This is a genomic window from Chloroflexota bacterium (genome assembly GCA_020850535.1).
In the GTDB taxonomy this organism is placed as follows: Bacteria; Chloroflexota; UBA6077; order UBA6077; family JACCZL01; genus JADZEM01.
In genome coordinates this window covers 53666-78674 of record JADZEM010000117.1, presented here as the reverse complement: position 1 = coordinate 78674, position 25009 = coordinate 53666, and the positions used below count along the sequence as shown (strand labels likewise).

Annotated in this window: 20 protein-coding genes; 11 read left to right on the top strand and 9 right to left on the bottom strand. The window is 69.0% G+C overall.

The features are described from left to right. Positions 1-188 precede the first annotated feature (188 nt). The gene (locus IT306_16610; protein MCC7370049.1) at positions 189-1208 is read left to right on the top strand and encodes a phytanoyl-CoA dioxygenase family protein; all 1020 of its coding nucleotides are present in this window, start codon (positions 189-191) and stop codon (positions 1206-1208) included. Here the strand turns inward: IT306_16610 and IT306_16605 are convergent. Next, positions 1205-2791 (bottom strand): extracellular solute-binding protein, encoded by a 1587-nt coding sequence (locus IT306_16605; protein MCC7370048.1) that lies wholly within the window; start codon positions 2789-2791, stop codon positions 1205-1207. The two genes, IT306_16610 and IT306_16605, sit on opposite strands and share 4 nt — an antisense overlap. 227 nt (positions 2792-3018) lie before the next feature. On the opposite strand from IT306_16605, the gene IT306_16600 reads away from it, so the two are divergent. Next, on the top strand, positions 3019-3753 hold the full coding sequence (locus IT306_16600) for an SH3 domain-containing protein (GenBank protein ID MCC7370047.1): 735 nt from the start codon (positions 3019-3021) through the stop codon (positions 3751-3753). Between the two features lie 231 nt (positions 3754-3984). Beyond that, positions 3985-5829 (top strand): acetyl-CoA carboxylase, carboxyltransferase subunit beta, encoded by a 1845-nt coding sequence (accD, locus tag IT306_16595; protein MCC7370046.1) that lies wholly within the window; start codon positions 3985-3987, stop codon positions 5827-5829. A gap of 95 nt (positions 5830-5924) precedes the next feature. On the opposite strand, the gene IT306_16590 is transcribed toward accD, so the two are convergent. The 4 genes from IT306_16590 to IT306_16575 all read right to left on the bottom strand — a co-directional run bounded on the left by IT306_16590 (position 5925) and on the right by IT306_16575 (position 12543). Further along, positions 5925-7274: an aspartate aminotransferase family protein gene (locus tag IT306_16590; GenBank protein MCC7370045.1), complete on the bottom strand. Its 1350-nt coding sequence runs from the start codon at positions 7272-7274 to the stop codon at positions 5925-5927. 118 nt (positions 7275-7392) lie between these two features. Then, the gene (locus tag IT306_16585; protein ID MCC7370044.1) at positions 7393-9093 is read right to left on the bottom strand and encodes a hypothetical protein; all 1701 of its coding nucleotides are present in this window, start codon (positions 9091-9093) and stop codon (positions 7393-7395) included. Between the two features lie 293 nt (positions 9094-9386). Further along, positions 9387-10868: a hypothetical protein gene (locus IT306_16580; protein ID MCC7370043.1), complete on the bottom strand. Its 1482-nt coding sequence runs from the start codon at positions 10866-10868 to the stop codon at positions 9387-9389. Positions 10869-11130: 262 nt separating this feature from the next. After that, a complete protein-coding gene (locus IT306_16575; protein MCC7370042.1) occupies positions 11131-12543 on the bottom strand; it encodes a hypothetical protein in 1413 nt (470 codons plus the stop codon). A gap of 136 nt (positions 12544-12679) precedes the next feature. Between IT306_16575 and IT306_16570 the strand changes: the two genes are divergently transcribed. Beyond that, positions 12680-12862 (top strand): hypothetical protein, encoded by a 183-nt coding sequence (locus tag IT306_16570; GenBank protein MCC7370041.1) that lies wholly within the window; start codon positions 12680-12682, stop codon positions 12860-12862. A 26-nt stretch (positions 12863-12888) separates the two neighbouring features. On the opposite strand, the gene IT306_16565 is transcribed toward IT306_16570, so the two are convergent. Together IT306_16565 and IT306_16560 are read right to left on the bottom strand one after the other, a co-directional pair. Beyond that, positions 12889-13287, bottom strand: a complete 399-nt coding sequence (locus IT306_16565; GenBank protein ID MCC7370040.1) for a response regulator — start codon at positions 13285-13287, stop codon at positions 12889-12891. Between the two features lie 100 nt (positions 13288-13387). Next, a complete protein-coding gene (locus IT306_16560) occupies positions 13388-14089 on the bottom strand; it encodes a CBS domain-containing protein (protein ID MCC7370039.1) in 702 nt (233 codons plus the stop codon). 104 nt (positions 14090-14193) lie between these two features. Here IT306_16560 and IT306_16555 point away from each other — a divergent pair, with 104 nt between their 5' ends. From IT306_16555 to IT306_16540, 4 genes are all read left to right on the top strand, one after another. Further along, entirely contained in the window at positions 14194-14871 is a 678-nt protein-coding gene (locus IT306_16555; GenBank protein MCC7370038.1) for a hypothetical protein, read from the top strand. 100 nt (positions 14872-14971) lie between these two features. Continuing rightward, complete coding sequence (locus IT306_16550) at positions 14972-15268, top strand: hypothetical protein (protein ID MCC7370037.1); 297 nt, start codon at positions 14972-14974, stop codon at positions 15266-15268. 121 nt (positions 15269-15389) lie between these two features. Then, the gene (gene cydC / locus IT306_16545; protein MCC7370036.1) at positions 15390-19094 is read left to right on the top strand and encodes a thiol reductant ABC exporter subunit CydC; all 3705 of its coding nucleotides are present in this window, start codon (positions 15390-15392) and stop codon (positions 19092-19094) included. Positions 19095-19180: 86 nt separating this feature from the next. Beyond that, a complete protein-coding gene (locus tag IT306_16540) occupies positions 19181-20059 on the top strand; it encodes a fumarylacetoacetate hydrolase family protein (protein MCC7370035.1) in 879 nt (292 codons plus the stop codon). Between the two features lie 85 nt (positions 20060-20144). Here the strand turns inward: IT306_16540 and IT306_16535 are convergent, their stop codons facing one another. Next, a complete protein-coding gene (locus tag IT306_16535; protein MCC7370034.1) occupies positions 20145-20945 on the bottom strand; it encodes a glucose 1-dehydrogenase in 801 nt (266 codons plus the stop codon). A 15-nt stretch (positions 20946-20960) separates the two neighbouring features. Further along, entirely contained in the window at positions 20961-21827 is an 867-nt protein-coding gene (locus tag IT306_16530; protein MCC7370033.1) for a TIGR03560 family F420-dependent LLM class oxidoreductase, read from the bottom strand. 256 nt (positions 21828-22083) lie between these two features. Here IT306_16530 and IT306_16525 point away from each other — a divergent pair, with 256 nt between their 5' ends. The 3 genes from IT306_16525 to IT306_16515 all read left to right on the top strand — a co-directional run bounded on the left by IT306_16525 (position 22084) and on the right by IT306_16515 (position 24861). Then, positions 22084-23247 carry a mandelate racemase/muconate lactonizing enzyme family protein gene (locus IT306_16525; GenBank protein MCC7370032.1) on the top strand — a complete coding sequence of 388 codons (1164 nt, stop codon included), beginning with the start codon at positions 22084-22086 and terminating at the stop codon, positions 23245-23247. A 105-nt stretch (positions 23248-23352) separates the two neighbouring features. Continuing rightward, positions 23353-24084, top strand: a complete 732-nt coding sequence (locus tag IT306_16520) for a glycosyltransferase family 2 protein (protein MCC7370031.1) — start codon at positions 23353-23355, stop codon at positions 24082-24084. 57 nt (positions 24085-24141) lie between these two features. Further along, positions 24142-24861 (top strand): YqhA family protein, encoded by a 720-nt coding sequence (locus IT306_16515; GenBank protein ID MCC7370030.1) that lies wholly within the window; start codon positions 24142-24144, stop codon positions 24859-24861. The last annotated feature ends 148 nt before the right edge of the window (positions 24862-25009 follow it).

The window sequence follows — 25009 nt, the reverse complement described above, 5'->3', positions numbered from 1 at the left end:
TCGCTGCGCGACGCTCCAGTCGCACCAGTGCCTGCCGTTCCCGGCGGCCGTCGCGCAGCGACGGCATGACTGTAGGCGGGGACTTCAGTCCCCGACCGCCCGTTCCATGATGCTTCGGGGACACCAACGAACATGCAATCGCCCTGGCGGCATAGCTGTCGCGATGCACCGGTCCGGGTGCCGGCCGCGTGCTACCATCGTTCCTGGCGGCCCTGGTGACGATTGCCGGGGCGTGCCATCGATTCGACGAGGAGCGACGGCAGATGACGGCGACGGCGAAGAAGGTCTATGACGGGCTCACGGAGCATGTGACGCCGGACGAGGATCGCGAGCGGATTCGACGCACGCTCTATCGGACCGACGACAGCGCGCTCGGATCGATCCTGCCGGCCTTCGAGGATCGCTGGACCGAGGCCGAGATCGAGCGGTACCACCGCGACGGCTACCTCGCCATGGACGGGCTGCTGACCTCTGACGAGGTCGAGACGGCGAAGCTGGCCCTGGCGGATATCGCCTATCGCCGGGTGTGGAACGAGAAGGTCGGGATCCAGGAGGAGCCGTACTTCCGCGCCGGCGGCAGCGATGAGCGCATCGACGATCCTGAGCTGCGTATCCGCAAGCTCTGGATGTTCTGCCAGGCGGACGCCCGGCTGGCCGGACTGGCCGCCAGCCCGCGCCTGATCCCGCTGTTGGATCAGCTCATCGGGTCGGGGCACCGGATGATCCAGGACATGGCCCTGCTGAAGCCGCCGTTCCACGGCGCGGAGAAGCCCTGGCACCAGGATACGGCCTACTTCGACTACACCCCGCTCGGCGGCGTCATCGGCGTGTGGATCGCGCTGGACGAAGCGACCGTCGACAACGGCTGCATGCAGGTTGTCCCGGGCAGTCACACAGCCGGGCCGGCGCAGCACTACCACGTGCGCGACTGTCAGATGAAGGACGGCAGCGTTGATGTGAGCAAGGCGGTGGTCGTCCCGCTCAAGCCGGGCGGCGCCCTGTTCTTCTCAGGCCTGATTCACCACGGCACGCCGCCGAACGTCAGCGGCGACCGTCGGCGAGCCTTGCAGTTCCACTACGCAGCCGCCAGCTGCACCCGCATGACCATCCGCGAGCACGGCGAGCTGTTCGACGACAACGGCGCCTACGCCGGGTGCCGTGACTGGGATCTCGAAGCCGGGATGTCGCGGGCAAAGATCGAGATCTAACGCGCAGCGACCGCCGGCGAGCTTCGCTCCGCCTGCCGGCGGGCCTGCCACTCATCCAGTCGTTGCTGGGCGGAGCGTGTCGCCGCATCGAGGCGTGGACCGGCGGCCTCGCTCCTCGACACGATCTCTTGCAGCGCGGCCTGCCCGATCTCTTCCAGCTCGGCGGCGATGGGCAGCCGGGGCATCAGTGCGCTGTGGGCACGGCTGGCCGCCACGACGCGCTCGAACTGCCCGAACGGCCCGCCAGACTCAGACTCGCGCACGTCGTAGGCCGTGGTCGGGGCACGTGGCGACGGCCGTCCCTGGGCCTGCGCCAGCCGGTCCGCCGCGTCGCTCGCTCCGAGGTAGGCGAGCCACGTCCAGGCAGCCTCGCGGTTGCGAGCCGCCGCCAGCAGGGAGAGCATCCAGCCGCCGTAGCTCGGGGAGCGGCCGTCGGAGGCCGGATTCGCCTCGTTGCGCGGCAGCTCGAAGACGGCGACGCTCATCTGCGGCGCAGACTGCCCCAGCACCGCGATCCAGTCAGCGCCGTTCACGCAGCAGACGTGCTTCTCGGTGAGCCAGTCCGCCACCGAAAGCGGCTCGCGCGGACGATCCGCCAGCGGGGGCGCGCTGCCGCCGCGCTGCTTCTGCACCATGCGCTTGACCCACTCAGCGGCTTCGACGGCGGCAGGCTCGTCCCACGACACGCGTCGGTCGAAGTCCGCGAGCCACCGGCCGCCGTTGGCGTAGGTCCAGACCGCGAGCGCCGGGACCGCGGCGCCGCAGCGGGTTGGGTCGATGGCGATCAAGCCGACCCGTCGTGCGGGTTCCACCAGGGCTTCGAGCTGCTGCCACGACTGCACGGGCTGGGTCTGGTCGAGGTCGAGACGCTCCAGCAGCCCGGTGTTGACGTACAGCAACTGCTCGGCGCCGCCCAGTGTGTGCGGCAAGCCGGCGACGTGGCCGTCCCAGCTCCGCGCCGCCAGCTCGTCTGGCCGATACCGGTCCGGGCCGATCCCATCCGTGGAGAGCCGGTCGTTCAGCGGTTGGATCTGGCCCTGTTCCAACAGGTACGGGCCGGCGTCGCCGCGGAGCATCGCCACGTCGAGTGGCGTGCCGCTGGCGGTGATACCGATGACCGTGTCGCGCAGCCGCTCCGGTGCGACGATCTCCGTCTCGACGGTGACGTTCGGCGGTCGCTGGCCGAACTCGGCGACCATCGACTCAATCGGCGTTGCCTGTGCGCCCTCCCAGCCGTGCAGGAACCGGACGATGCTGCGCTGGGTCGCCGGCCGGCGGCCACGGCTGCCGTCTGACGCGGCGGACGTGGTGACGGGGGCCGTCGGTGTGCTCGTCGATCTGGCCGAGCGACCGGCCGCTGTGGACCGTGGCGGGACGGTCGGTTCGGGAGTGGCATCGGCCCCCTGGACGGGCACGGCGCGCTCCCGACGCTCGGCGCGCGTCACGCGGCCGCCACCAGTCGGTGGCAGCGACGTGGCCGGGGCGCATGCTGCCAGGACGACGCTCACCAGGGTCACCGCCGACCCGAGGAGCCGCCGGCGCGACAGCCGAGCAGCCGTCGTTCCGCGTTCAGCAGTTGGCATCAGGTGCATGTCGGCGGACGTGCATGCTTCGGGCCTCCCCAGAATCATGCCCTGGCGGGCACGCTGGAACGACGCACCACCACCACGCGTTTCATCAACAGGTGCTGATGACAGAACGTTGGACGGTCCGCTCCGGTCGCGTTTACCATCCTGGAACGAGCGACCGCCTGATGCCGAACGGGCGGTCCTGGGGGACTGTAATGGTCGGCCCGAGAGATCAGCGACCGGTGACGTCCAGACTGCCGTGGCGGGCCGTTGTCAGCGCGCTGCTGGCGGGAGTGCTGACGGTCGCACTTGTGCCCGTGCTGGTGTGGGCGCAGGCGGACCAGATTCCGACAGGCTCGACCGTCCGCGTGGCGAACACCGACGGCGACCGCTTGAACCTGCGTGCTGGTCCGTCCACCACCGACCCGATTGCGCGGGCCCTCGAACCCGGCACGACCCTGACGGTCACCGGGAGCGCACGAACGGTCGGCGGGACGCGCTGGTTGCCGGTCCGGACGGCCGATGGACAGTCCGGCTGGGTCTCGCAGCAGTACGTCCAGGTGGTGAGCACGCCGACTCCGACGCCAACCCGTCCGCCGGATGCCACGCCGACGCCACCGCCGACAGATCCCAGCGCAGCGCCATCCAGCGACGGCCAGATGCCCCTGGGCCGGCCGCTGACCGTCGAGGCCAAGGTGAAGTTCCCGGAGATCCAGGGCCGCGAGCAGGAGGTCACCATCTGGGTGCTCCGGGACGACCAGCCAGTCGTCGGCGCGGCGGTGACCATCGAAACCTGGGACGGCGACGATGCGACCTTTGACGAGCACTTCCGAGACGTCGAGCCGACCGACGACGAAGGACGAACGCAGAGTATCTTCGACGTGCGCCACGACAAAGGCACTGTCGAGCTACGGATCAAGGCCGTCGCGCCAGATGGCGGCGAGGGGCAGACCACGGTGACCTACTTCCGGCGGTGAGCGCCGATCTCAGGTTCATGAATGCTGCGTTCGCGGCTTCTCGAGGTCGTCTCAAGAACCATCGCCGCGAGTGTGGCGCTCCGGCGTTGAAGCGCCAGCGGCGCTGACTGCACACGTCGGATCAGACTGTCTGCCGAATCTCCGACGCTTCGTGTGACCGGCGCGGTCTGCGCATGCCATGATGTTGGCAGAACCTGACCGAGACTACTCGGTGACTGGGAGATCGGTACGATGACGGTACATTCCCCTGAGCCAGCGCCCTCGGACGAGTCGCGCCCTGCGACAGCCGAGACGGCCATCGCGCCGATCACGGCGTGTCGGCGCTGTGGGGCGGATCTCTCGGCCTCATCGACCTGGGCGCGGCTGCGGGTCTGCTCGCAGTGTCGCTACCACGGCCAGCTCTCGGCCAGACGCCGACTCGACATCCTCCTGGACGAGGGCACCTTCCGAGAGGTCCACCAGTCGCTCTCGTCGGTCGATCCGCTGGTATTCAGCGACCGCGTCCCCTACAGCGCCCGGCTGGAGGAAGCTCGACAGAAGACCAGCCTGGATGATGCCGTCATCATCGGCACGGGCCGCGTCAACGGGCGCGAGTGCGTGCTGGCCGTCCTCGACTTCGAGTTCATGGGCGGCAGCATGGGGACGGTCGTCGGCGAGAAGGTCGCGCTGGCCGTTGAGCTGGCGATTGACCGCCGGCTGCCGTTCATCAGCGTGGCCGCCAGCGGCGGCGCGCGCATGCAGGAGGGCATGCTCTCGCTGGTGCAGATGGCCAAGACGGCGGCAGCCACCACGCGGCTCTCGCAGGCTGGCCTGCCGTTTATCTCGGTGCTGACCGATCCGACCACCGGCGGCGTCTACGCCAGCTTCGCCTCGCGCGGCGACGTCATCCTGGCCGAGCCGGGCGCACTTATCGGGTTCGCCGGGCCGCGCGTCATCGAACAGTTGACCGGCCGAGCCAAGCCAAAAGATGCCCAGACTGCCGAGTACCTGCTGGCGAACGGGCAGATCGACGGCGTCGTCGACCGCGCCAGGCTCCGAAACGTGCTGGCGACCATCCTGCAGCTCTGGCACACCTCGCGACAGGCGACCCCCCGCACGGACGGCGAGCTGTACCGTCCTGAAACCCGCGTCCCGGCCTCGGCCTGGGAGGCCGTCGAGCTGGCTCGCCATCCCGACCGCCCGACGAGCCGCGACTACATCCGTGTGATGCTGCCGCACTTCGTGGAGCTGCACGGCGACCGGCGCAGCCAGGACGACCCGGCCGTGATCTGCGGGATCGGCGACCTCGGCGGCGTGACGGTCATGCTGATCGCACAGGAGCGAGGGCGCGGCGAAGAGGAGCGGCAGAAGCGTCACGGCGGTCGCATGGGAGCCGAGGGGTATCAGAAGGCGGCGCGGGCGCTGCGCCTCGCCGGCGCCTGGGGCCTTCCCGTCCTGACGCTGATCGACACGCCCGGCGCCGCGCTCGACTTCGACTCGGAGGCGCGGGGCCTTGCGCCGTCCATCGCCCAGTGCCTCGCGACGATGTCGATTGTGCCGACGCCGATTGTGGCCGTCGTGATCGGCGAGGGTGGCAGCGGCGGTGCGTTGGCGCTCGGCGTGGCAGATCGCATCCTGATGCAGGAGAACTCGATCTACTCGGTGATCGCGCCGGAGGGGGCAGCGGCGATCCTCTACCACGACGCCCACCGCGCCCGGGACCTGGCCGACGCGCTCAAGCTCACCGCCGCCGACTGCAAGATGCTCGGGGTCGTGGATACCCTGGTGCCCGAGCCGGAGGGCGGCGCCCACCTCGACGCCGACTACGCCGCGCTGCTGGTCCGCAACTTTGTCCTCGACGCGCTGGTGGACCTGCACAAGACGCGCCCACAACGGCTGGTCGAGGAGCGGTATCGGAAGTTTCGGCGGATGGGCCAGCAGCCGTCAGGGTCGCGGCGCGAGGCGTTTGCCCGCGACATGGATCAACTGCAGAAGCGGGTGGGTTCGGCGCTCGGGCAGGTGCTCGACCTGATCACCTCGCGCGACGAGGGCAGCCGTGAGACGTCGGAGGCCGCCGAGGAGGAGGAGCAGCCGTAGCGCGGGGGCCAGGCCGGTGAGCGTAACGCGGGGCCTGTCCCCGGCTCGCAGCCATCGGAGGCGGGCCGCGGACAGGCCCCGCGCCGCGGCTGCGCTCAGCGACTCATCGCCGTGGCCGACGCGCGCAGCGCCTCGACCATGCTCGTGACCTCGCCTTCGGACATGACGGTTGAGAGGCACCCGAGACCCGTGGGCGAGGTCAGAATGCCCTGGCCCATCAGGCGCAGATGCAGCTCACGGCGCTGCGCCTGAGTCGTCGGATCGGGGACGGTCGAGCGGTACTCGCCGCCGGCCGCCTTCGGCATCAGGCGGAACAGCGATCCCTGCCCCGTCACCTTGAACGGCACGCCGGACTCGTCCAGCACGAAGTTGGCGCGCTGTCGAAGGTCGTCGCCCATCGACTCGAGGCGGGCGACGGCCCCCTCAGACCACAGCTTCATGGCGACGATGCCGGCCGCCATCGTGACGGCGTTGGCGTTGAACGTGCCGCCATGCGGCACGCGCGGCTTGCCGGCGCTCGGGTCGAAGACGCTCATCACCTCGGCGCTGCCGCCGACCGCGCCCACCGGCAGGCCGCCGCCGATGATCTTGCCCAGGGTGATCAGGTCGGGTTTGATGCCGAAGCGGGCGCTGGCGCCCTGGTAGCCGATCCGGAACGAGATGATCTCGTCGCAGATCAGCAGGATGCCGTGCCTCGCGGTCAGCTCGCGCAGGAACGCCAGGAAGCCCGGCTCGGGATCGGGGAACCCGACGTTGTTGGGCAACGGATCGACGATGACTGCCGCGAGGCTGGCCGCCTCCCGCTCGACGATCCGCTCCACGGCTGCGCGGTTGTTGTAGGGCAGGATCACCGTGCTCTCGAGCGTGCCCGGTGCCAGCCCCGCCGTCTCGGCCAACCCGACCGGATCCTCAGCCTCGCCGGCCGCTGCCAGCGACGGGTTCACGCTCACCTCGGCTGGGTCATAGGTGCCGTGATAGAAGCCCTCGAACTTGGCGATCTTCGGGCGGCCGGTGTAGCCGCGCGCCGCCTTGATCGCCATCATCACGCCTTCGGTGCCGGAGTTTGTGAAGCGGATCCGCTCGATGGCCGGCGCCCGGCCGGTGATGATCTCCGCCAGCTCGACCTCGAACTCGGTGGGGCCGGCGAACGCGCTGCCCCGTGCGAGCTGCGCCTGGGCCGCCGCCAGCACGTCGGGGTGCGCGTGCCCGTGCAGCAGCGACGTGTAGTTGTTCAGGAAGTCGAGGCGGGTCTGGCCGTCGGCGTCGGTGACGGTGAAGCCATTGCCTGAGGACAGATACAGCGGGTGCGGGGCGTTGAAGACGGTCGTGCGGGTGTTGCCGCCTGGCAAGACCTGGCAGGCACGCTCATACAGGGCAGCGGACCGCGAGCCAGGTTCGAGGAATCGGTTGCCGTAGGTGTCGGTCGGAGCGGTGGAGACGGCCATGACACACCTCGCGGGGGTTGTCGGCAGTCTACACGGGTGCGCCGCCCGGGAACGAGGACGCCCCCTCCGCTGCCGGAGGGGGCGTCTGACGTACGCGAGCGAACAGGCCTGCGAGCGCCTAGCGCGTGCGCAGCTCCTGCCGCACCGTGCTGGCGCGAACGCCGTCGCTGGCCTTCGCGTCAGCCCTGATGTCCACGGAGGACTTCTTCGACGGCTTCACTGTCCAGGTGCGGGCGCAGTCCTTTTTGTTGTCGCAGTCGAACCGGTGCTGGTCGAGCTCCGGGTCGTCGCTGCCATCGCCCTGCCATTCGATCCAGTCGAGGCCCCGGTCGCTGCTGGCGATCACGGTGATCTCGATGGTGTCGCCCAGGTTGATGCTGTCGTCGCTGATCTGGAGCTTCACGGTCGGTGCGGCGGCGACGGCCGTCGGCGTCACGGTCGGCGTGCCAGGGCCGGGGGTCGGGGTGGGCGACGACGGCGTCGGGGTGGGCGTGGGACCGTCGCGGACGCGAAGCTCGGTGGTGACCCAGTCGGAGCGGACGCCGTTCTTGTCCCGAGCGCGTGCCCGCAGCTCGTGCTTGCCCGCCTTGATCGGCGTGACCTCCCAGACCGAGGCGCACTCGGTCCGCTGGTCGCAGCCATCGTAGCGGTGGTTGTCGTCGAGGGTGGCATCGCCGGTGCCGTCGCCCTGCCACTCGATCCACTCGAGGCCGTTCGAGTTGCGCGCGATCACGGTGATCCGGACCTTCTGGCCCGGGTCGATCAGATCGTCGTCAAGCTGGAACTCGATGGTCGTGCTGGCAGCCGCCGTTGGCGTCGGCGTCGCGGTGCCGGCCGGCGCTGGCGTGTTCGTCGGCTGCGATGGCTGACCGCCACCAGACGGCTGGCCCGTGCCAGGCTGGACCGCGCCGGTGCCCGGCTCGAACGCGCCGGTCAGGTCCGTGTTCTGAAGGTCGCCCGGCCGGTTGATCCAGCCAGCGTTCGCCGAGTTGTACTGGTTGAAGTAGCGGCTGCTCTTCATGTCGTCGGCGAGGTCGGGCGGCAGGCTCTTGTTCGTGATGACCGACTTGAAGTACTCGCCAACCAGGATGCCCTGGGTGCAGCCACAACTCGCATCGAAGTGCATGATGCCGCGCTGGAACCGCTGGTAAATGAAGCCACCGTTAGCCGGATCGGGGGCTGGATTTGAGGTCGGCAGGCCCCAGATCTCCAGGTTGAGGAGCGTCAGCAGCTCAGGGTTCGGTGTTGCGCCGCCGAACGCGATGTCGGCCGGCACGGTGTTGTTGAAGGTGTCGAAGTAGCGGGTCTGCTGACCGGCGAACGTGTTCGGGGAGACCTTGCGGATGAACTCCACGACGTCACGCGCATAGGTCGGCGACGATGTCTGCGGAGCCTGCGCGGCGATGCCCGCGTCTGGCCCCGGGAACGTCGACTGGTTCACCCGCATCATTGGCATGACGTTCGGGTCGAGCAGGTTCAGGCGGTTGACGCTGTTTCCCTGAAGCTGCAGCACGACGCGCTGGAAGAATTGAACCTCGAAGCCTTCCAGCGTGAACGAGCGCGACACCGGGAACCCGAGGATCCGCGTGCCGCCACGCACGCGGAAGTACTCCGCGAAGGCCGGGTTCGTGATGCAGAACCCGGTTTCCTGGAAGCAGTTCGCCTGCGCTTCGGTCTCGCGACCAGGCGGTGCGACGGCTGAGACCAGCCCAACGATGACAAACGCGATGAGGACGGCGAGGCGCTTCATAGCGATGCTGTCGACCTCCGTGCTCTGCGGGTTGCTGTCGCCGAAGCGCGCCTGATGTGCCCCATCCACGCGGCCGGGCTTGCTCCCGCACTCGTAGAAACTGTCGAGCTGCGCGCCGGTTCTGTCAGGCCAGCGCGCTGAACGGCGAGCCGATGATATCCGGTCGGTGGCGTTCTGTGAAGCACCGATCTGGCCCTGATACCCAACGTTTCGTCAACGAAGCGCATTCGGTGACGAGTGGGCATTCCAGGTTGTTTGACAGAATGTGAGCGAGAGGCATGCCGGCTGCACGGCAGGCCGGATCGGCAACCAGCCGACCGCCCGATCTCAGGCAGAACCTGCACCCGAATGCAGGCTCGTCGTCAGCGGGTCGGCGTCCCGGCCACGGCGGCCGTTGGCGTCGTCGCGGCTGCCGACACCACCGTCGCCGTGGGCGTCAAAACGGACGTGTCGTCGGTCAGCGTTGGGGTGGGTGTTGCGATGGTCGCCGGCGCGGTCGGCGCCGGCGTCTGCGTGGCTGGAACTGGCGTCTCGGTGGCCGGAGGCGTGTCGGTGGGCACGGCGGTCGGCGTCTGAGTAGCCGGCGCGGTGGGCGTGATGGTCGGCGTGTTCGCCGGGCGGACACGCAGGTTGACGCCAGTCCAGGCACTCCGATTCTCGTCCACGTCGCGGGCGCGGGCGCGCAGAGTGTAGCGGCCGGCCGTGGTGGGTGAGACGCTCACGACCTGGGCGCACTCGGTGCGGCTGTCGCAACTGAGCCGCTGGCGTGCCAGTTGCGGATCGACGGATGGGCTGAACTCGTCGTCGGTCACGTTTTCGCCGTCGACGCCCTCCCACTCGATCCAGTCGATCGGGCGAGTGTGGCGGGCGATCAGCGTGATGCGAATCGTCTGGCCGGAGTCGATAAGCGGATCGTCAAGCTGGATGGTGACGGTCGGGGCGGCCGGCGAGACCGTCACGGTGGGCGTCGGGGTCGATGGGGCAGGCGGCGGGGTCACATTGCCGGTGCCCGGCTCGAACGCGGCGGTCAGGTTGGAGTTCTGGAGCTCGGATGGCCGCCCCACCCACCCGGGAGCGTCCGGGCTGTACTGGCCGCTGAAGCGGCTGGTACGCATGTCTTCTGCCAGGTCGGGCGGCAGGCTCCGGCCCGTGATGACGGCCTTGAGATACTCGCCGACGAGGATGCCCTCGGTGACGGGGACTTCGGCGCGGAAGTGCATGATGCCACGCTGGAACCGCTGGTAGACGAAGCCGCCATTGCCGGGGTCCGGCGCCGGGTTCGAGGTCGGCAGGCCCCAGATCTCCAGGTTCAGGAGCGTCACGAGGTCCGGGTTCGGGGTCTGCCCGGGAAAGGCGATGGCGACCGGCACGGTCGTGTTGAACAGGTTGAAGAACCCGACCGGCTGACCGCCGAAGGTGTCCGGCGCGACCCGCCGCACGAATTCGACGACCTGCCGCGCGTAGTCGCTCGATCCAACCTGCGGCGCTTGCGATGCAAGGGCCGGGTCTGGCGCCGGAAAGACGGACTGATTGGCCCGGGTCATCGGCATGATATTCGGGTCAAGGATGTTGAGCCGTTGTACCTGTCCATTCTGCATCTGCAGCACGACTCGCTGGAAGAACTGTACTTCGAAACCTTCCAGCATCAGGGACCGTGAGATCGGGTAGCCCATGATGCGGACGCCGCCGCGAACGCGGAAGTACTCCATGAATGCCGGGTTGGTCACGCAGAACCCGGTCTCGGGAAAGCAGCTCTCTTGTGCCTTTGTCACATGCGATGGTGGCGCAAGGGTTGCGAACAGGCTGAGCAGCAGGGCGCTCACGAGAATGGTCAGGCGTTTCATCGCAGGTACTCCACAGGTCACGCGTCAGCACACGTACGGACCATCCCGGCACGGCGGCCGGGATTGCGCACGGTGTCTTATCGCTAGGAACTGTCGAGTAGCGTTGTGGTTCTGTCATTCCGGGTGTGTGCTGGGCCGGGCATGCGTCGGGCCGAGCACGTGCCGGGCCGGGCGCCGGGGCTGGACACGCCAGGAGTCCCGCCGGCAAGGCCGGCGGGACTCCTGGCTCAGCTCGGGCGGCCTGGGTGGCCGCCCGTCTACGTTACGGGGTCGTGGTCGCTGTCGCGGCCGGCGCCGATGCGGAGGTCGGGACGGCCGTCGCCGCGCTGGTTGGGGTCGAGGTCGGCGCGCTGGTCGGGGCCGAGGTCGCAGCCGTCGTCGGCGTAACCGACGGGCCGGTCGTCGGGGTCGAGGTCGCGCCGATGTCGCGGACGCGGAACGGGATCGTCACCCACTCCGAGCGGACATCGTCCGTGCCCTCGGCACGCGCCCGCAGCGTGTAGCGGCCGGGCCGAGTCGGGCTGACGCTCCAGACGTTGGCGCACTCGGTACGGTCGTCGCAGTCGAAGCGCTGGCGCGCCAGGGCTGGATCGTCCGAGGCGTCGTTGTCGTTCTCGTTGTTGTTCTCGCTCTCGATGCCGTCGAACTCCAGCCAGTCGATCGCCGTGGCGTACCGCGCGATGACGGTGATCGAGATGCTCTGGCCTGGATCGATCAGGTCGTCGTCCACCTGGATGGTGACCGTCGGGCCTGCTGCTGCGGCAGTCGCCGTTGGCGTGACGGTGCCGGCGGCCGGCGGCTGTGTCGGCTGGGCCGGCGGCGGGGTGACGTTGCCCGAGCCCGGCTCGAACGCGTTGGTCATGTCGGTGCCCTGCAGCTCACCCGGGCGAGCGGTCCAGCCCGGCGCGCCGGGGCTGTACTGAGCGTTGAAGCGGCTGCCGGCCATGTCGGCGGCGAGATCGGGGGGCAGGCTCCTGCCGGTGATCACGCTTTTCAGATACTCTCCGACGAGGATGCCCTCGGTCGCGCCACTCTGGGCCTGGTAGTGCATGATGCCGCGCTGGAACCGCTGGTAGATGAAGCCGCCGTTGCCCGGGTCCGGCGCCGGGTTCGAGGTCGGCAGGCCCCAGATCTCCAGGTTCAGGAGCGTCACGAGGTCAGGGTTCGGGGTCTGTCCGGCGAACGCGATGTCGACGGGGACCGTCGTGTTGAACAGGTTGAAGAAGCCGACCGGCTGCCCATTGAACGTGTCCGGAGCGACCCGGCGGACAAACTCGACGACCTGTCGGGCGTAATCACTGGAACCGACCTGCGGCGCCTGGGATGCAATCGCCGGATCCGGCCCTGGGAAGACGGACTGGTTCGCCCGCGTCATCGGCATGACGTTGGGGTCCAGGATGTTGAGTCGCTGCACCTGGCCGCCCTGCAGCTGCAGGATCACCCGCTGGAAGAACTGCACCTCGAAGCCTTCCAGGGTGAAGGAGCGCGAGATTGGGTACCCCATGATTCTCACGCCGCCACGGAGGCGGAAATACTCGGCGAACTGCTGATTGGTGATGCAGAATCCGGTCTCGGGGAAGCATCCTGCCTGCGCCTGAGTTGGCGTACTGGGCGGCGCCAGGGCGGCGAACAACGAGACCACGACAAATGCCGTCAGAACCGCGAGTCGTTTCATAGCACTCCTCACTCTACGCTGAGTCGCACGCCAGTCCCAGGCGGCGGGCGACCACTGGCGTGCCTGTGCAAGTGCCGTGCCCAGCACCACGATTCGTGGCGAAAGTGGCGTGTGCGTGGGTGAGATCGGTCATACTGTGGCCGTCATGCAAGACATCCAGCCGCACCCGTCCCCGCCGCGTGACGACGCCGACGCTGGCATCAGCATGGCGTCCGTCCTGGTGATGCTCGCCGTGCTCGGAGTGTTCGTCGTCGGGATCTACTGGGGCCTGCCGGCCATCTACGGCAGCTCGGTGATCGAAGTCACCATCCGCAACTAAACCGGCCGCGCCGGGCCGCCGCAGCGTCAGGTCGTCCGCGGCTCGTGCTGCCCGCCGACCAGCCGGTGAACCATGTCCACTAGCTGCAGGATGTCGAACGGCTTCGGGAGGATGTCGCTGCCGTGCGCCTGCAGCCGAGGCTGGGCCGCTCGAAGCTCGCCCACCGCGCCAGAGCAGACGATCAGCGGCAGATGGCGCGAGCGCTCGTCCGACATCAGGACGTCGATCAGCTCCCAGTCGCTGACGCCTGCCATCCTGAGATCCACGATAGCCAGCACCGGGTTGGCCGCTTCGATGGTGGTGAAGGCGTTCTCCGCCCGCGTGCACCGCACGATCTCGAAGCCCTCATCTGAGAGCAGCACGTCGATCAGCTCGAGCACCTCGGGCGTATCTTCGATCACCACAATGGTCGGTGTCTGCGTCATCGGTCACTGCGCCATGCAGGTGTGAGGGTCGCCGGACCGCCAGCTAGAGGCCACAGCGGAGGCCACACGCATACCTGACCGGGGTTCGCCAGCCGCACGGTCACTCATCGTCGATGCCCGGCCGGATGATCAGCGCGTTGGTCACGGCCCGCACGCCGGCGACGCCCCGCGCCGCGACCTCGACGGCCTCGCGCTCGGCTTCGCTCTCGACCTCGCCGCTAAGCGTGACGCAGCCGTCCAGACAGCTCGGCCGGATGTGGCTCACCTCGACCCACGGCTCACTTCGGAGCACGGTCAGCAAGCGGCTGACGATCTCCTGGTCCGAGTGCGGCCCGCCCGCATGATTCTCCGTCGCCAGCTCGCGCTCGTAGGCTGCCCGCAGTACGTCGCCCCGGCTCACGATGCCGACGAGCCGGCCGTCCTCGACCACCGGCACCCGCTTGATCTGCCGCTCGGCCATCAGGTGGGCGATCTCTTCGACCGGCGTGCCCGGCAGGATCGTGACGACAGGCTCCGACATCACGTCTTCGGCCACCAGCCCGTGCGCCTTGCGGAACTCGACGGCCTGCTTCTCGTGGTCTTCGAAAAGCTGCTGCGCGAGAAACGCCATGCCGCCGCGTTGACGGTACGCGCGCTCGCGCAGGATCAGGTCGCCTTCGCTGATGATCCCGACGACGCGCCCATCGTCAACGACCGGAACGCCGCTGATCCGCTGCTCGATGAGCAGCCGGATGACATCGCGCACGGGCGTCAACCGGGCCACGGTGAACAGCGTGGTGCTCATGATTCGGCGTGCGCGCATGTCGGACGACCCTCAAGATGGCGACGGGCCAGTTCACGGCGCGATTGTACCAGTCCACGAGATGCCCGGTCTCAGGACCGCGGCGACTACAATCTCCAGCACGTATGAGCGTACCAGGAGAGCAGCAGGGAGCGCCCGGCAGTACGCCGTCCCGCCGCGCCCGGCGCGCAGACCGCACCTATGTTCCGCCCCCCTCGGATGCGAGGGGACGAAGCATCCCGGCGTGCCTCGCGAGCGGCCAGCGGCTGATCGTGGCGGAAGGGCTGGCCCTGTTGCTTGGGATCGGGCTCCTGGTGTTCGTGGATGGCGCTTTCTGGGACGGTGCTGGCGGTCGTATCGACTTCGCCGCGCTCAGACGCAGTTTGCAGCTCGCCGGCCTGGGCGACGCCGTGCTGGCGCTGCCGGCCCACGATGGTGACGAGACAGCCGTGCTCCGAAGCATGTCGCGGGAGGAGCGCGCCCCGTCCACGCTCCCAATGTTTGATGAGAGTCCTGTGACGCCCGTTGATGGGCCGAAGCTTCAGGCGATTGTCGGGTCGATTGACGGCCCTGCGCGCGACGAACCGTCAGCAGACGGCGTGATCTGCTGCGCCGTCAGCCGACGCGACGCTGAGGCCGCCCGCGATCTCCTGGCCTTGGAGGTGGACACCGACGCCTCCGCGATGGGATCGGCTGGTTTCGCTGCGCTGCTGCGCTACCTGCAGGAGGATCGCAGACGTCCGATTCGCGCACGTTGGCTGCCGCCCGATCCTCTGGTCGTCGTCCTTGTGCGGCCAGACTGACGCGGTCCCGCCCCTTGAGCGCGACCGTCGAATCCTGGTATCCAACGCAACAGAAGTTGGCCGTGGCGCTCCGCCATGGCTCCGTTGATGGAGGCCCAGCGTGGAGGAGTCGTCGCCGCGTGTGACGTATAGCCCCGAGGACGGTCAGGTGATCGTCCAGACCGGCGGGCCGACCATCACGGTCGATGAGCTGCGTGAAGAGCTGCAGTTCGAGCGGATGTCGCCAGAGGGTGACACGCTCCTGGCGCTCTGGCTTTCCGGCGGGCAGGCGGATGTCCTCTCGAAGATGGTCCGGTACGTCATCGAGAAGGTCCAGATCCGGCCGGAGTCCCGCGAACAGCTCGAAGGGTTGCTGCCGCAGATCGAGGCGCTGGTCGCACGCCATCAGGGTGAGTGAGTACGCCGCGCCGGGTGCAAGCGTTTGCAACTGGCGCGCCCCCCTGTTAGCCTGACCCCGACCGTACGATGATGGCGGCGGCCGCTCCCTCAGCGCGCAGCGGCACGCGGGAGGCTCGCACATGTACTTCGACTGGCGGCTCTTCGCACTGACGCGCGGCCTGCGCTGGCGCATCGTCGTCGCGGCGCTGATCGGGCTGGCCGGCATGCCGCTCAACCTCGGCCGCCTGGCCCTCTCCGGCCTTGCGCTGGCCGCCATCATCCGTGGCGAGCCGATGAACCAGATCCTGCCGACCGTTGCGCTCATCGCGCTGCTGGTCGTCGGGCGCGGGCTGGTGCAGCTCTGGAAAGAAGATGTGGCGAACCGAACCGGGGCCGCGATGAAGGTCCGCCTGCGAACGAACCTCTACGAGCACGTCCTCGCGCTCGGACCCGGTCGGATAGACCAGCAACGCTCCGGGGGCGTCGCGCTCAGCCTCGTGGACGGCGTCGAAGCGCTGGAGACGTTCTTCGGCCAGTACCTGCCGCAGCTGCTGGTGGCGGCCCTGACCCCGCTGATCGTCTTCCTGTTCATGCTGTGGCTCGATCTCCCCACCGCCCTGATCTTCCTGGCGTTCGCCGTCTTCACCCTGGTCGTCCCGTCGCTGTTCCACCGCCTGAACGCTGCCAGCGCGCTGAGCCGGCGGGATGCGTACGCTGCGCTCGGCAACGACTTCGTCGATGGCGTCCAGGGCCTGCCGACCCTCAAGGCGTTCGGGCAGAGCCGCGCCCACGGCGACCTGCTGGCCGACCGCGCTCGCCACCTCTACCGCAGCACCATGTTCGTGCTGGCGGCGAACATCGTCACCAGCGGCGTGACGGTCCTCGGGATCTCGGCGGGCGCGGCGGCGGCCCTGGCCTGGGGGGCGATCCGCGTCCAACAGGGCACGCTGGAGCTGTCCGTGCTGCTGGTCGTGCTGATGCTCGGCGTCGAGGTGTTTCGGCCGCTGCGCGAGCTGGTGGCGCTCTACCATCGGGGGATGGTGGCGATGTCGGCCAGCACGGCCATCTTCGAAGTGTTCGACGCGCGCCCGGACATCGTCGATCCGCCAGCCGGGCCGGGTGTCGGCCACGCCGATCTCACGCCGACCGTCGCCTTCGAGGGCGTGCGGTTCCGCTACCCGACGCGGCGCGGCGAGGCGCTTGCCGATCTCTCCTTTCGGCTGGCAGCCGGCAAGACGCTGGGGATCGTCGGTCCGAGCGGGGCCGGGAAGTCCACGCTGGTCTGGCTGCTGCTGCGCTTCTACGATCCGGAGTCTGGTCGTATCACCATCGGCGGGCGCGACATCCGCGAGATGCCGCTGGCCGACCTTCGGCGGATGGTCGCCGTGGTTACCCAGGACACCTACCTCTTTTACGGGACGGTCGCCGACAACCTCAAGATCGCCCGGCCGGACGCCTCGCCGGCCGAGCTCGAGGCCGCTGCGCGCGCCGCCAACGCTCACGACTTCATCCTGGCCCTGCCACAGGGCTACGACACGGTGGTCGGCGAGCGGGGCGCGCGGCTGTCCGGCGGTCAGCGGCAGCGTCTCGCCATCGCCCGGGCGCTGCTGAAAGATGCGCCGATCCTGGTGCTGGATGAGGCTCTCTCCAGCGTCGACGCCGAGAACGAGGCGGTCATCCAGCAGGCGCTCGACCGGCTTCAGCAGGGCCGGACCACGCTGGTCATCGCGCACCGGCTGTCGAGCGTGGTCAACGCCGACGAGATCGTGGTGCTGCGCGAGGGGCAGGTGGTCGAGACGGGCCGCCACCCAGGCCTGCTGGCAGCCGGCGGCGTCTACGCCAGCCTGATGGCCGCTCAACGGGCCGAGACGACCGCCGATGTGGTCGTGGGCGACGACATGCTGGACCGTGCGACCGGCGACCGGCCGGGCGCGTCTGGCGCCGTCCCGCGAGACACGGAGGGCCCAGACCAGCCCACGCGGCCAGCCTCGGCCTCCCCCTCCCGGCCGATCCCGCTGCTCGGCCTCTGGGCGCGGCTGCTGGCATTGGTGAAGCCCTGGACCGGCACCCAGGTCACCGTCTTCCTGCTCGGGCTGGCCCACGCCGGCGCGGTGGTCGGTCTGACGGTCGTCAGCGCGCTGCTGGTGCGGGTGGCAGCGGCTGGCGGCGACCTCGCGCCCTGGCTCTGGTCGCTCGGCCTGCTGGTGGCGCTGACCGGCTTCCTGGCCTGGGCCGAGTCGTGGCTGGCGCACGATCTGGCCTACCGGCTCCTGGCCGAGATGCGCATCGACATGTACCGGGCGCTCGACCCCCTGGCCCCGGGCTACGTGCTGCGTCGCCGGACCGGCGACCTGGTCAGCGCCGTCACCTCGGACGTGGAGACGGTCGAGTACTTCTTCGCCCACACCATCGCGCCGGCGTTCGTGGCGGTGTTGGTGCCGGCCGGCGTGTTGATCGCGCTCGGCGTGATGGGGTGGCCGCTGCCCCTGACGCTGCTGCCGTTCCTGGTGGCGGTCGGCCTCAGTCCGGTCATCGGTCAGCGGGCGTCGCTCAGCGCGGCCACCGAGGCCCGCGAGCGGCTGGGCGACGTGAACGCCCACATCGTGGACAGCGTCCAGGGGCTCAGAACCGTGGCGGCCTTCGGGTACGGCCCCGGTCGGCTGGCCGAGATCACGGCGAAGGGGCAACAGCTCAGCGCGGCCCAGCTGCACTTCCTGCATCTTCAGGCGATCCAGAGCGGCATCATCGAGATCCTGACCGCCCTGGGCGGGCTGGCGGTCCTGGTGGTGGGCGGCTACTTCGCTCAGTCTGGGCAGCTCGCGCCCACGCTGGTGCCGTTGGCGACGCTGCTGGCGCTGTCGTCGTTCGGACCAGTCACGGACATCGCCAAGGTTGCCAAGCAGCTTGCCGAGACCCTGGCGGCGTCGCGGCGCGTCTTCGCCGTCCATGATGAGCCGGTTGCCGTGCACGATGGGTCCCTCCGCCAACTGCCCGAGGCCGTCCGGGCGGCCCCGTCGGTCACGTTCGAGAGCGTTACGTTCTCGTACGGTCCGGGCCTGCCGCCGGCCCTGTGCGACGTGTCGTTCTCGATCGAGGCCGGGCAGACGGTGGCGCTGGTCGGGCGTTCCGGCTCCGGCAAGACGACGGCCGCCCACCTGATCCTGCGCTTCTGGGACGCGACGGATGGGCGGATCACCGTTGGCGGCGTCAATGTGCGCGACCTGGAGCTGGACGCCTTACGGCAACAGGTTGGCCTGGTGGCACAGGATACGTACCTGTTCAACAACAGCCTGGGCCACAATCTGCGCTTGGCCCGCCCTGCCGCTCCTGATGCTGACCTGGATCGCGTCACGACCCTCGCCAACGCCGATGGGTTCATCGCGCAGTTGCCTGACGGCTACGAGACGCGCGTCGGGGAGCGCGGCGCGCACCTCTCGGGCGGGCAACGGCAGCGCATTGCCATCGCCCGCGCGCTGCTCAAGGACGCCCCGATCCTGGTGCTGGACGAGGCGACCTCCCACCTGGACGCTGCCAGCGAGCTTCAGGTGCGCGGCGCACTCGACCGCCTGATGCGTGGGCGGACGACGCTTGTCATCGCCCACCGGCTCTCGACCATCCGCAACGCCGACAAGATCGTCGTGCTCGATCGTGGGCGGGTGGTCGAGCAAGGGACCCACGACGAGCTGGTGGCCCGGGGCGGCGTCTACGCCCGGCTGGTGGCGACGCAGCTTGGAGGCATCGGCGTAAGTTTGGGCAACCGGAGCAACGCGACGGATTCAGATGTCGCAATCACGCAGAACGGCGTCCATCATGCGGCCGTCGCGGACGGCAGCGCAGCCTCCTGAGCGCTAGAATGTAGCCCGCTCGGACGGTGCGGCCCGCGGAACGGTCGGGGTGCCGTTGCAGAGACAATCGCGCTAGGACGCGCACCATGCAGATCGTTCGATTCCGCGCAGCAGACGGGGCCGTCACGCTCGGTGCGCTGCGAAATGAGCGGGTGGTCGCCCGCTTCAAGCCGCCCGTCGCCACGCTTCCCGAACTGCTTCGGCTGCCGCTGACCGAGTTTCGGGCCATCGTCGAGCGCACCGTCGCCCTCAGCTCGCCGCCTGAGCGCGATACGACGCTGCTGGCCCCGATCGACGGCCAGATGGAGGTCTGGGCGGCCGGCGTGACCTACAAGCGCTCCGAAGAGGCCCGCATGGAGGAGAGCGGCACGCCAGATGTGTACAGCAAGGTCTACAACGCCGAGCGGCCGGAGATCTTTCTGAAGTCCACGCCGCGCCGCGTGGTCGGGCCGGACGGCGTGGTGGTCGTCCGCGCCGACTCGACCTGGGATGTCCCCGAGCCGGAGCTGGCGGTCGTGGTCAACGCCCACGCCGAGATCGTCGGGTACACCATCGGCGACGACGTCAGCTCGCGCAGCATCGAGGGCGAGAACCCGCTCTATCTGCCGCAGGCCAAGATGTACCTGGGAGCCTGTGCCATCGGTCCGGGCATCACGCCGGCCTGGGAGGTTCCCGACCCGTACGACCTCGCCATCTGGATGGCCATCGAGCGTGATGGTGAGGTCGTCTGGGAGGGCGAGACGCGGACCAGCGGCCTGAAGCGCAAGCTTGAGGAGCTGGTCCACTACCTCTACCGTGAGGACGAGTTCCCGGACGGGGCGATCATCTCGACGGGGACGGCGCTCGTTCCGGACAGCCCGTTCACGCTGGAAGATGGTGACCTTGTGGATATCGCCATCGACCGGCTCGGGTCGCTGCGAACGACGGTGGCGCGGGGGAAGCAGGGCGCGGTGCTGTCCGGCTGACGCCGCGCGGCCGTCGCTCCCTCTCCCACGTGCGGGAGAGGGAGTGCGGGCGATTCCCTGCGCTACGTCCGCCTGACCGCCCGCGTCAGACCTCGATCTGCATCGGCAGCGGGTTCGGCCCGATCAGCGTCGCGCCGCCGTCAGGGCTGATGAACTCGCCGGTGACGTACTTCGCCGCGTCGGAGACCAGGAATACGACGGCGTTGGCGTGATCGTCGGTGTCGGCCATGCGGTGCAGCGGGATCCGGCCGAGCCGCATCTCCCGGAAGGCCGGGTCGGCCAGGTCTTTGCGGTTGATGTCCGTCTCGGTCAGGCCCGGCGCGACAGCGTTGACGCGGATCCCGTAGGGCGCAAGCTCAAACGCCATCTGCCGAGTTAGCGCCAGCGCGCCGGCCTTCGACACGACGTAATGTGCGAGATTCGGGGAGCAGATCGTCTGGTTGACCGACGTAATGTTGACAATCGCGCCGCGCGTGCCCGACGCCACCATCTGACGGGCGACGGCCTGACCCATCAGGAAGTTGCCGTCGAGGTTGGTGCCAAGGACGCGCCGCCACTCCTCCTCGGGCAGCTCGAGGAAGGGGATGCGGGTCATCACCCCGGCGTTGTTGACGAGGATCTCCACGCCGCCGAGTTCGGCCACGACGCGCTCGACAACGTCGCGGGAGGATGCGCCATCGCCGATGCTGGCCTGTATCGTGATGGCCCGCACACCGAAGTCACGAGCCGCTGCTGCCGTCGCGTCGGCGGAGGCGCCATCCTGCCGATAGACGACGGCCACGTCAGCGCCGTTGCGGGCCAGCCCCAGCACGATGGCCCGTCCGATGCCGCGTCCGCCGCCCGTGACGATGGCGCGGCGTCCGCGCAGATCAACCTGAAGTGACATCCCGTTCATGCCTCCCTACTGCGCGGACGCGCGGAGCTTCGGCAACAGGTCCGTGGCGATGCGCTCGGCCATCGGCAACTGCTCCGCGCCCGGCTGATCGATGATGAACTCGTTGACGCCGACCGCCTGGTACTGGCCGACCATGTCGGCGAAGGCGTCGAGCGACTGCCACGGATCGGCCGGCATCAACGAGGCCCAGCCGTACAGGCCGCGCCAGATCTCGGATGGGTCACGCCCGACAGCGGCGCACTGCTCGTCCAGCACCTGATTGCGCTGGCGCATCTCGTCCACGGTCCCGAACGAGTTCCAGGCGTCGCCGTACTGGGCCACGATCCGCATCATCTTCGGGCCGTGCGCGCCGAGCGTCAGCGGCGGCCGGGGTCGCTGGAGCGGCTGCGGCCGGAACGCCGCCTCCTGCAGCTGGTAGTGCGCGCCCTGGTAGGTGGTCACCTCGTTGCGGAGGAGGCTGTCCACGATCTCGACGGCCTCGCGGAACCGTGAGACCAGCTCCGGCGGCGAGGGGAACTCGATGCCGTACATGGTGTGCTCGGGCACGTACCAGCCGGCCCCAAGGCCCACATCGACGCGGCCACCCGAGATATGGTCGATGGTCGCGGCCATCTTGGCGACCAGCGCCGGGTGGCGGAACGTGTTGCAGCTGACCAGGACGCCGATCCGTGCCTTCCTGGTGACGGCTGCGAGGCCCGCGAGCAGCGTCCAGCCCTCGTGGTAGGGGCCGGTCGGCCGGCTGGGCTGGACATAGTGATCGCAGTCCCACAGGCTGTCAAAGCCGAGATCCTCGTAGAGCCGCCAGCGCTCGGCAGTCAGCTCCCAGGACATGTTCTGGTCCGTGCAGATGCCGAAACGCAGCCCCTTCGGCACGTCTCACCTCCGGCGTGTCAGGTCAGCCATGCCCCGCGTGCCGGCGCTGACGGCGACCTGTGGCCGGGACGGTAGCCTGCCCTGGCGGGCAAGGTCAACGCGGCGTCACGGTGGGCAGCCGGTCGGGTATCGTGCGGAGGCCGCCATCCACAATCTGAGACGCATCATCGCCGGCGCCAGAGCCGGCGCCAGAGCCACCACCATCACGACCAGCACCGTCAGCCGCCAGCCCAGACCGCCGCTATGGAGGACCCAGGTGACTCGCATCGTCGCCGTCCACGCCCACTACCTGCGCGCGCAACTGCCGGAGCCGTTCGGCTGGTCCGTCTACACCACGCCCATCCGTCAGGCATTGCTCGTGGAGGTCCAGACCGACGACGGCCTGGTCGGCTGGGGGGAGAGCGGCTCGGGCACGCTCTCGCGGGCGGGCGCGGTGTTCATCGAGGACGTGCTGGCGCCGCTGGCCGTGGGCGAAGACCCGTTCGACCTTGCCAGGATCGCGCAGAAGGTGGCGACGACCTTCGACCGGGCCGGTTGGACCGGCGACTTCGGCATGCAGGCCTGGAGCGGCCTTGAGGTGGCGCTCTGGGACGTGATGGGAAAGGCGACCGGCCGGCCGGTGAGCCAACTGCTGGGCGGGCGGGTCCGCGAGCGGATCATGGCCTACGCGACCGGCCTCTACTACGTGCCGACCGCGCCCGATCCGACGGCGGCGCGTCAGGACGAGGCGCGCGGATACGTCGCGGCCGGCTACCGAGCGATGAAGATGAAGGTCGGCGGCCTGACTCCGGCCGACGACCTTCGCGAGGTCGAGGGCATTCGCCGGGCCATCGGCGACGACGTGCTGCTGATGGCCGACGCCAACTGCGCCTACGACAGCCGCACCGCGATGCAGATCGGGGCGGGCCTCGAAGCAAGTGGCGTGGCCTGGTTCGAGGAGCCGGTCCAGCGGGGCGACCTCGCCGGGTACGATGAGGTCCGCCGAGCGCTGCGAATCCCGATCACCGGCGGCGAGCACCTGGGCAGCCTGGACAGCTTCCGTGAGTACGTCTCCCGGCGGACGGTCGATATCCTGCAGCCGGATGTGGCGAATTGCGGCGGACTTGGAGCCAGCCGGCGGATCGCCGGGCTGGCGCAGGCGTTTCATGTACGGGTCTTCCCGCACGTCTGGGGGACGCCCGTTGCCGTTGCGGCTGGGTTGCACTTCGCGGCGACGCTCCCGTCAACGCCCCCGACCATGACGGCCACGCCGCTGGCCCAGGAGCCGCTGTTCGAGTTCGACAGCACGCCCCACCCGATCCGCGACGCGATGATGACGGATGCGCTCCGTCCGCACGACGGCTGGCTCACCATCCCGAGCGGCCCCGGGCTGGGCGTCGAGGTTGACCGCGAGATCGTGGAACGGTTCAAGGCGCGCTGACCCGGCAGACGTGGGCGTCGTCGCTGACGTGAGGCCCGGTGGTCCGGTATCATCGGCGGCGCGGTGGGCCATCTCGTCAGACTCTCGGCCACCGTTGGTGTTGGTGTGAAGCTCTCAGTTCTGGTTCCGCTCTACAACGAGGATGCTACCTGCGTCGATCTGCTGCGCCGGGTCGATGCCGTCCCCGTTGAGAAGGAGATCATCGTCGTGGACGATGGCTCCAGGCGGAGCATGGCCGAGGAGATCCGCGCGGCGCTGCCGACTGTGCGCCAGTTTGCCCATCCACAGAACCGGGGCAAGGGCGCGGCGATCAGAACGGCGCTGGCCCAGGCGACCGGCGACGTGGTCATCATCCAGGATGCCGACTCCGAGTACTTCCCCGAGGACTATGTGGGTCTGATACGCGCGTATGAGCAGCAGGCCGGGGCCGTGGTCTACGGCGTGCGCGACCTCTCCGGGCGCGATCCGCTGATGCGCTGGGGCAACTGGTTTGTGACCTTCGTCACCAACGTGCTCTTCCGGAGCCGCCTGCACGACATGGAGACCTGCTACAAGCTGATCGACCGCCAGGTGATGCTGGCGCTCGATCTGCAGGGCAGCGGCTTCGAGATCGAGCCGGAGATCACGGCGAAGCTCTTGCGGCTCGGCGTGCCGATCGTCGAGACGCCCATCCGCTACGAAGCCAGGACCGACGGCAAGAAGCTGACGCCGATGGACGGCTTGCCAACGGTCCTGATGCTCTTCCGCTGCCTGCGCTGGCGCCCGGCTGTGCCAGTCCCATCTCGTCGGGCGGCTGCTGGCGGCCCGGTCATGTCGGAGCCGCGCCCGCGCGCCTGACGACCCCTGGCACCCTCGGCCCAACCTGGAACGCATCGTGCGTCTGCTGCGCGTGCCATGAACCGTGCTGCCGTTGATTCACGACCCCGGCCAGACCCGGCGGACCGCCAGGATGGAACGTCTGAGCGATCTCACCTCGCGTTCGACGGGCGCGGTCAGCGCCATCCGACGCCGGCAGCACCGTTCTCGGAGCTGATCGGCCGCTCGCGCTTCGTCGTGCTGCTCGCCGTCGCCAGCGTTCTGCTGATCTCGATGGCCCTGTTCGTCGTCGGCGCAGCGATGGCGGTGCGCGGCGTAGTCGAGGCGTTCCAGGCCGTCGTGACGGGCCAGCAAGCGTCGTCGGCGATCACCGTCGACCTGCTCGAAGTGGTCAGCGTGATGCTCAAAGCCGTCGTGTTCTACCTGATCGGGATCGGCTTCTACAGCCTGTTCATCGCGCCGCTCAATGTGGCGGCCGCACTCGGGATCACGACCTTCAACGACCTGGAGATCAAGGTCGTGAGCGTGATCGTCGTGATCCTGGGCATCACGTTCCTCGAACACTACATCCGCTGGGAGCAGGCCGTCGAGACGCTGCTGTTCGGGGTCAGTCTCGCGGTGGTGGTGGCCGCGCTCGTCTACTTTCAGCGGCACAGCCACCGCGAGGCCGTCGAGGCCGAGCACGAGCATGCGTCGATGCGGGTGCGCGCGCAACGCCGGCTCTTCCACCAGGATGAAGAGGAGCGGGAAGTCCAGCCCGATGAGGCCGTGGAGCACGAGCGCGTGGAGGAGCGCTAGTGGTCGGTCAGTCGTGAACGACCGGGTTGGACCTCTGGCGACGCTTCACCGTCATCCCGAGCGGAGTCAGCGTGCGAACGAAGTCGACGGATCTTCCTCACGCCAAGAAGGAGAAGATCCCTGCGCTCGTGCCTCGCCGCGGTCGGGA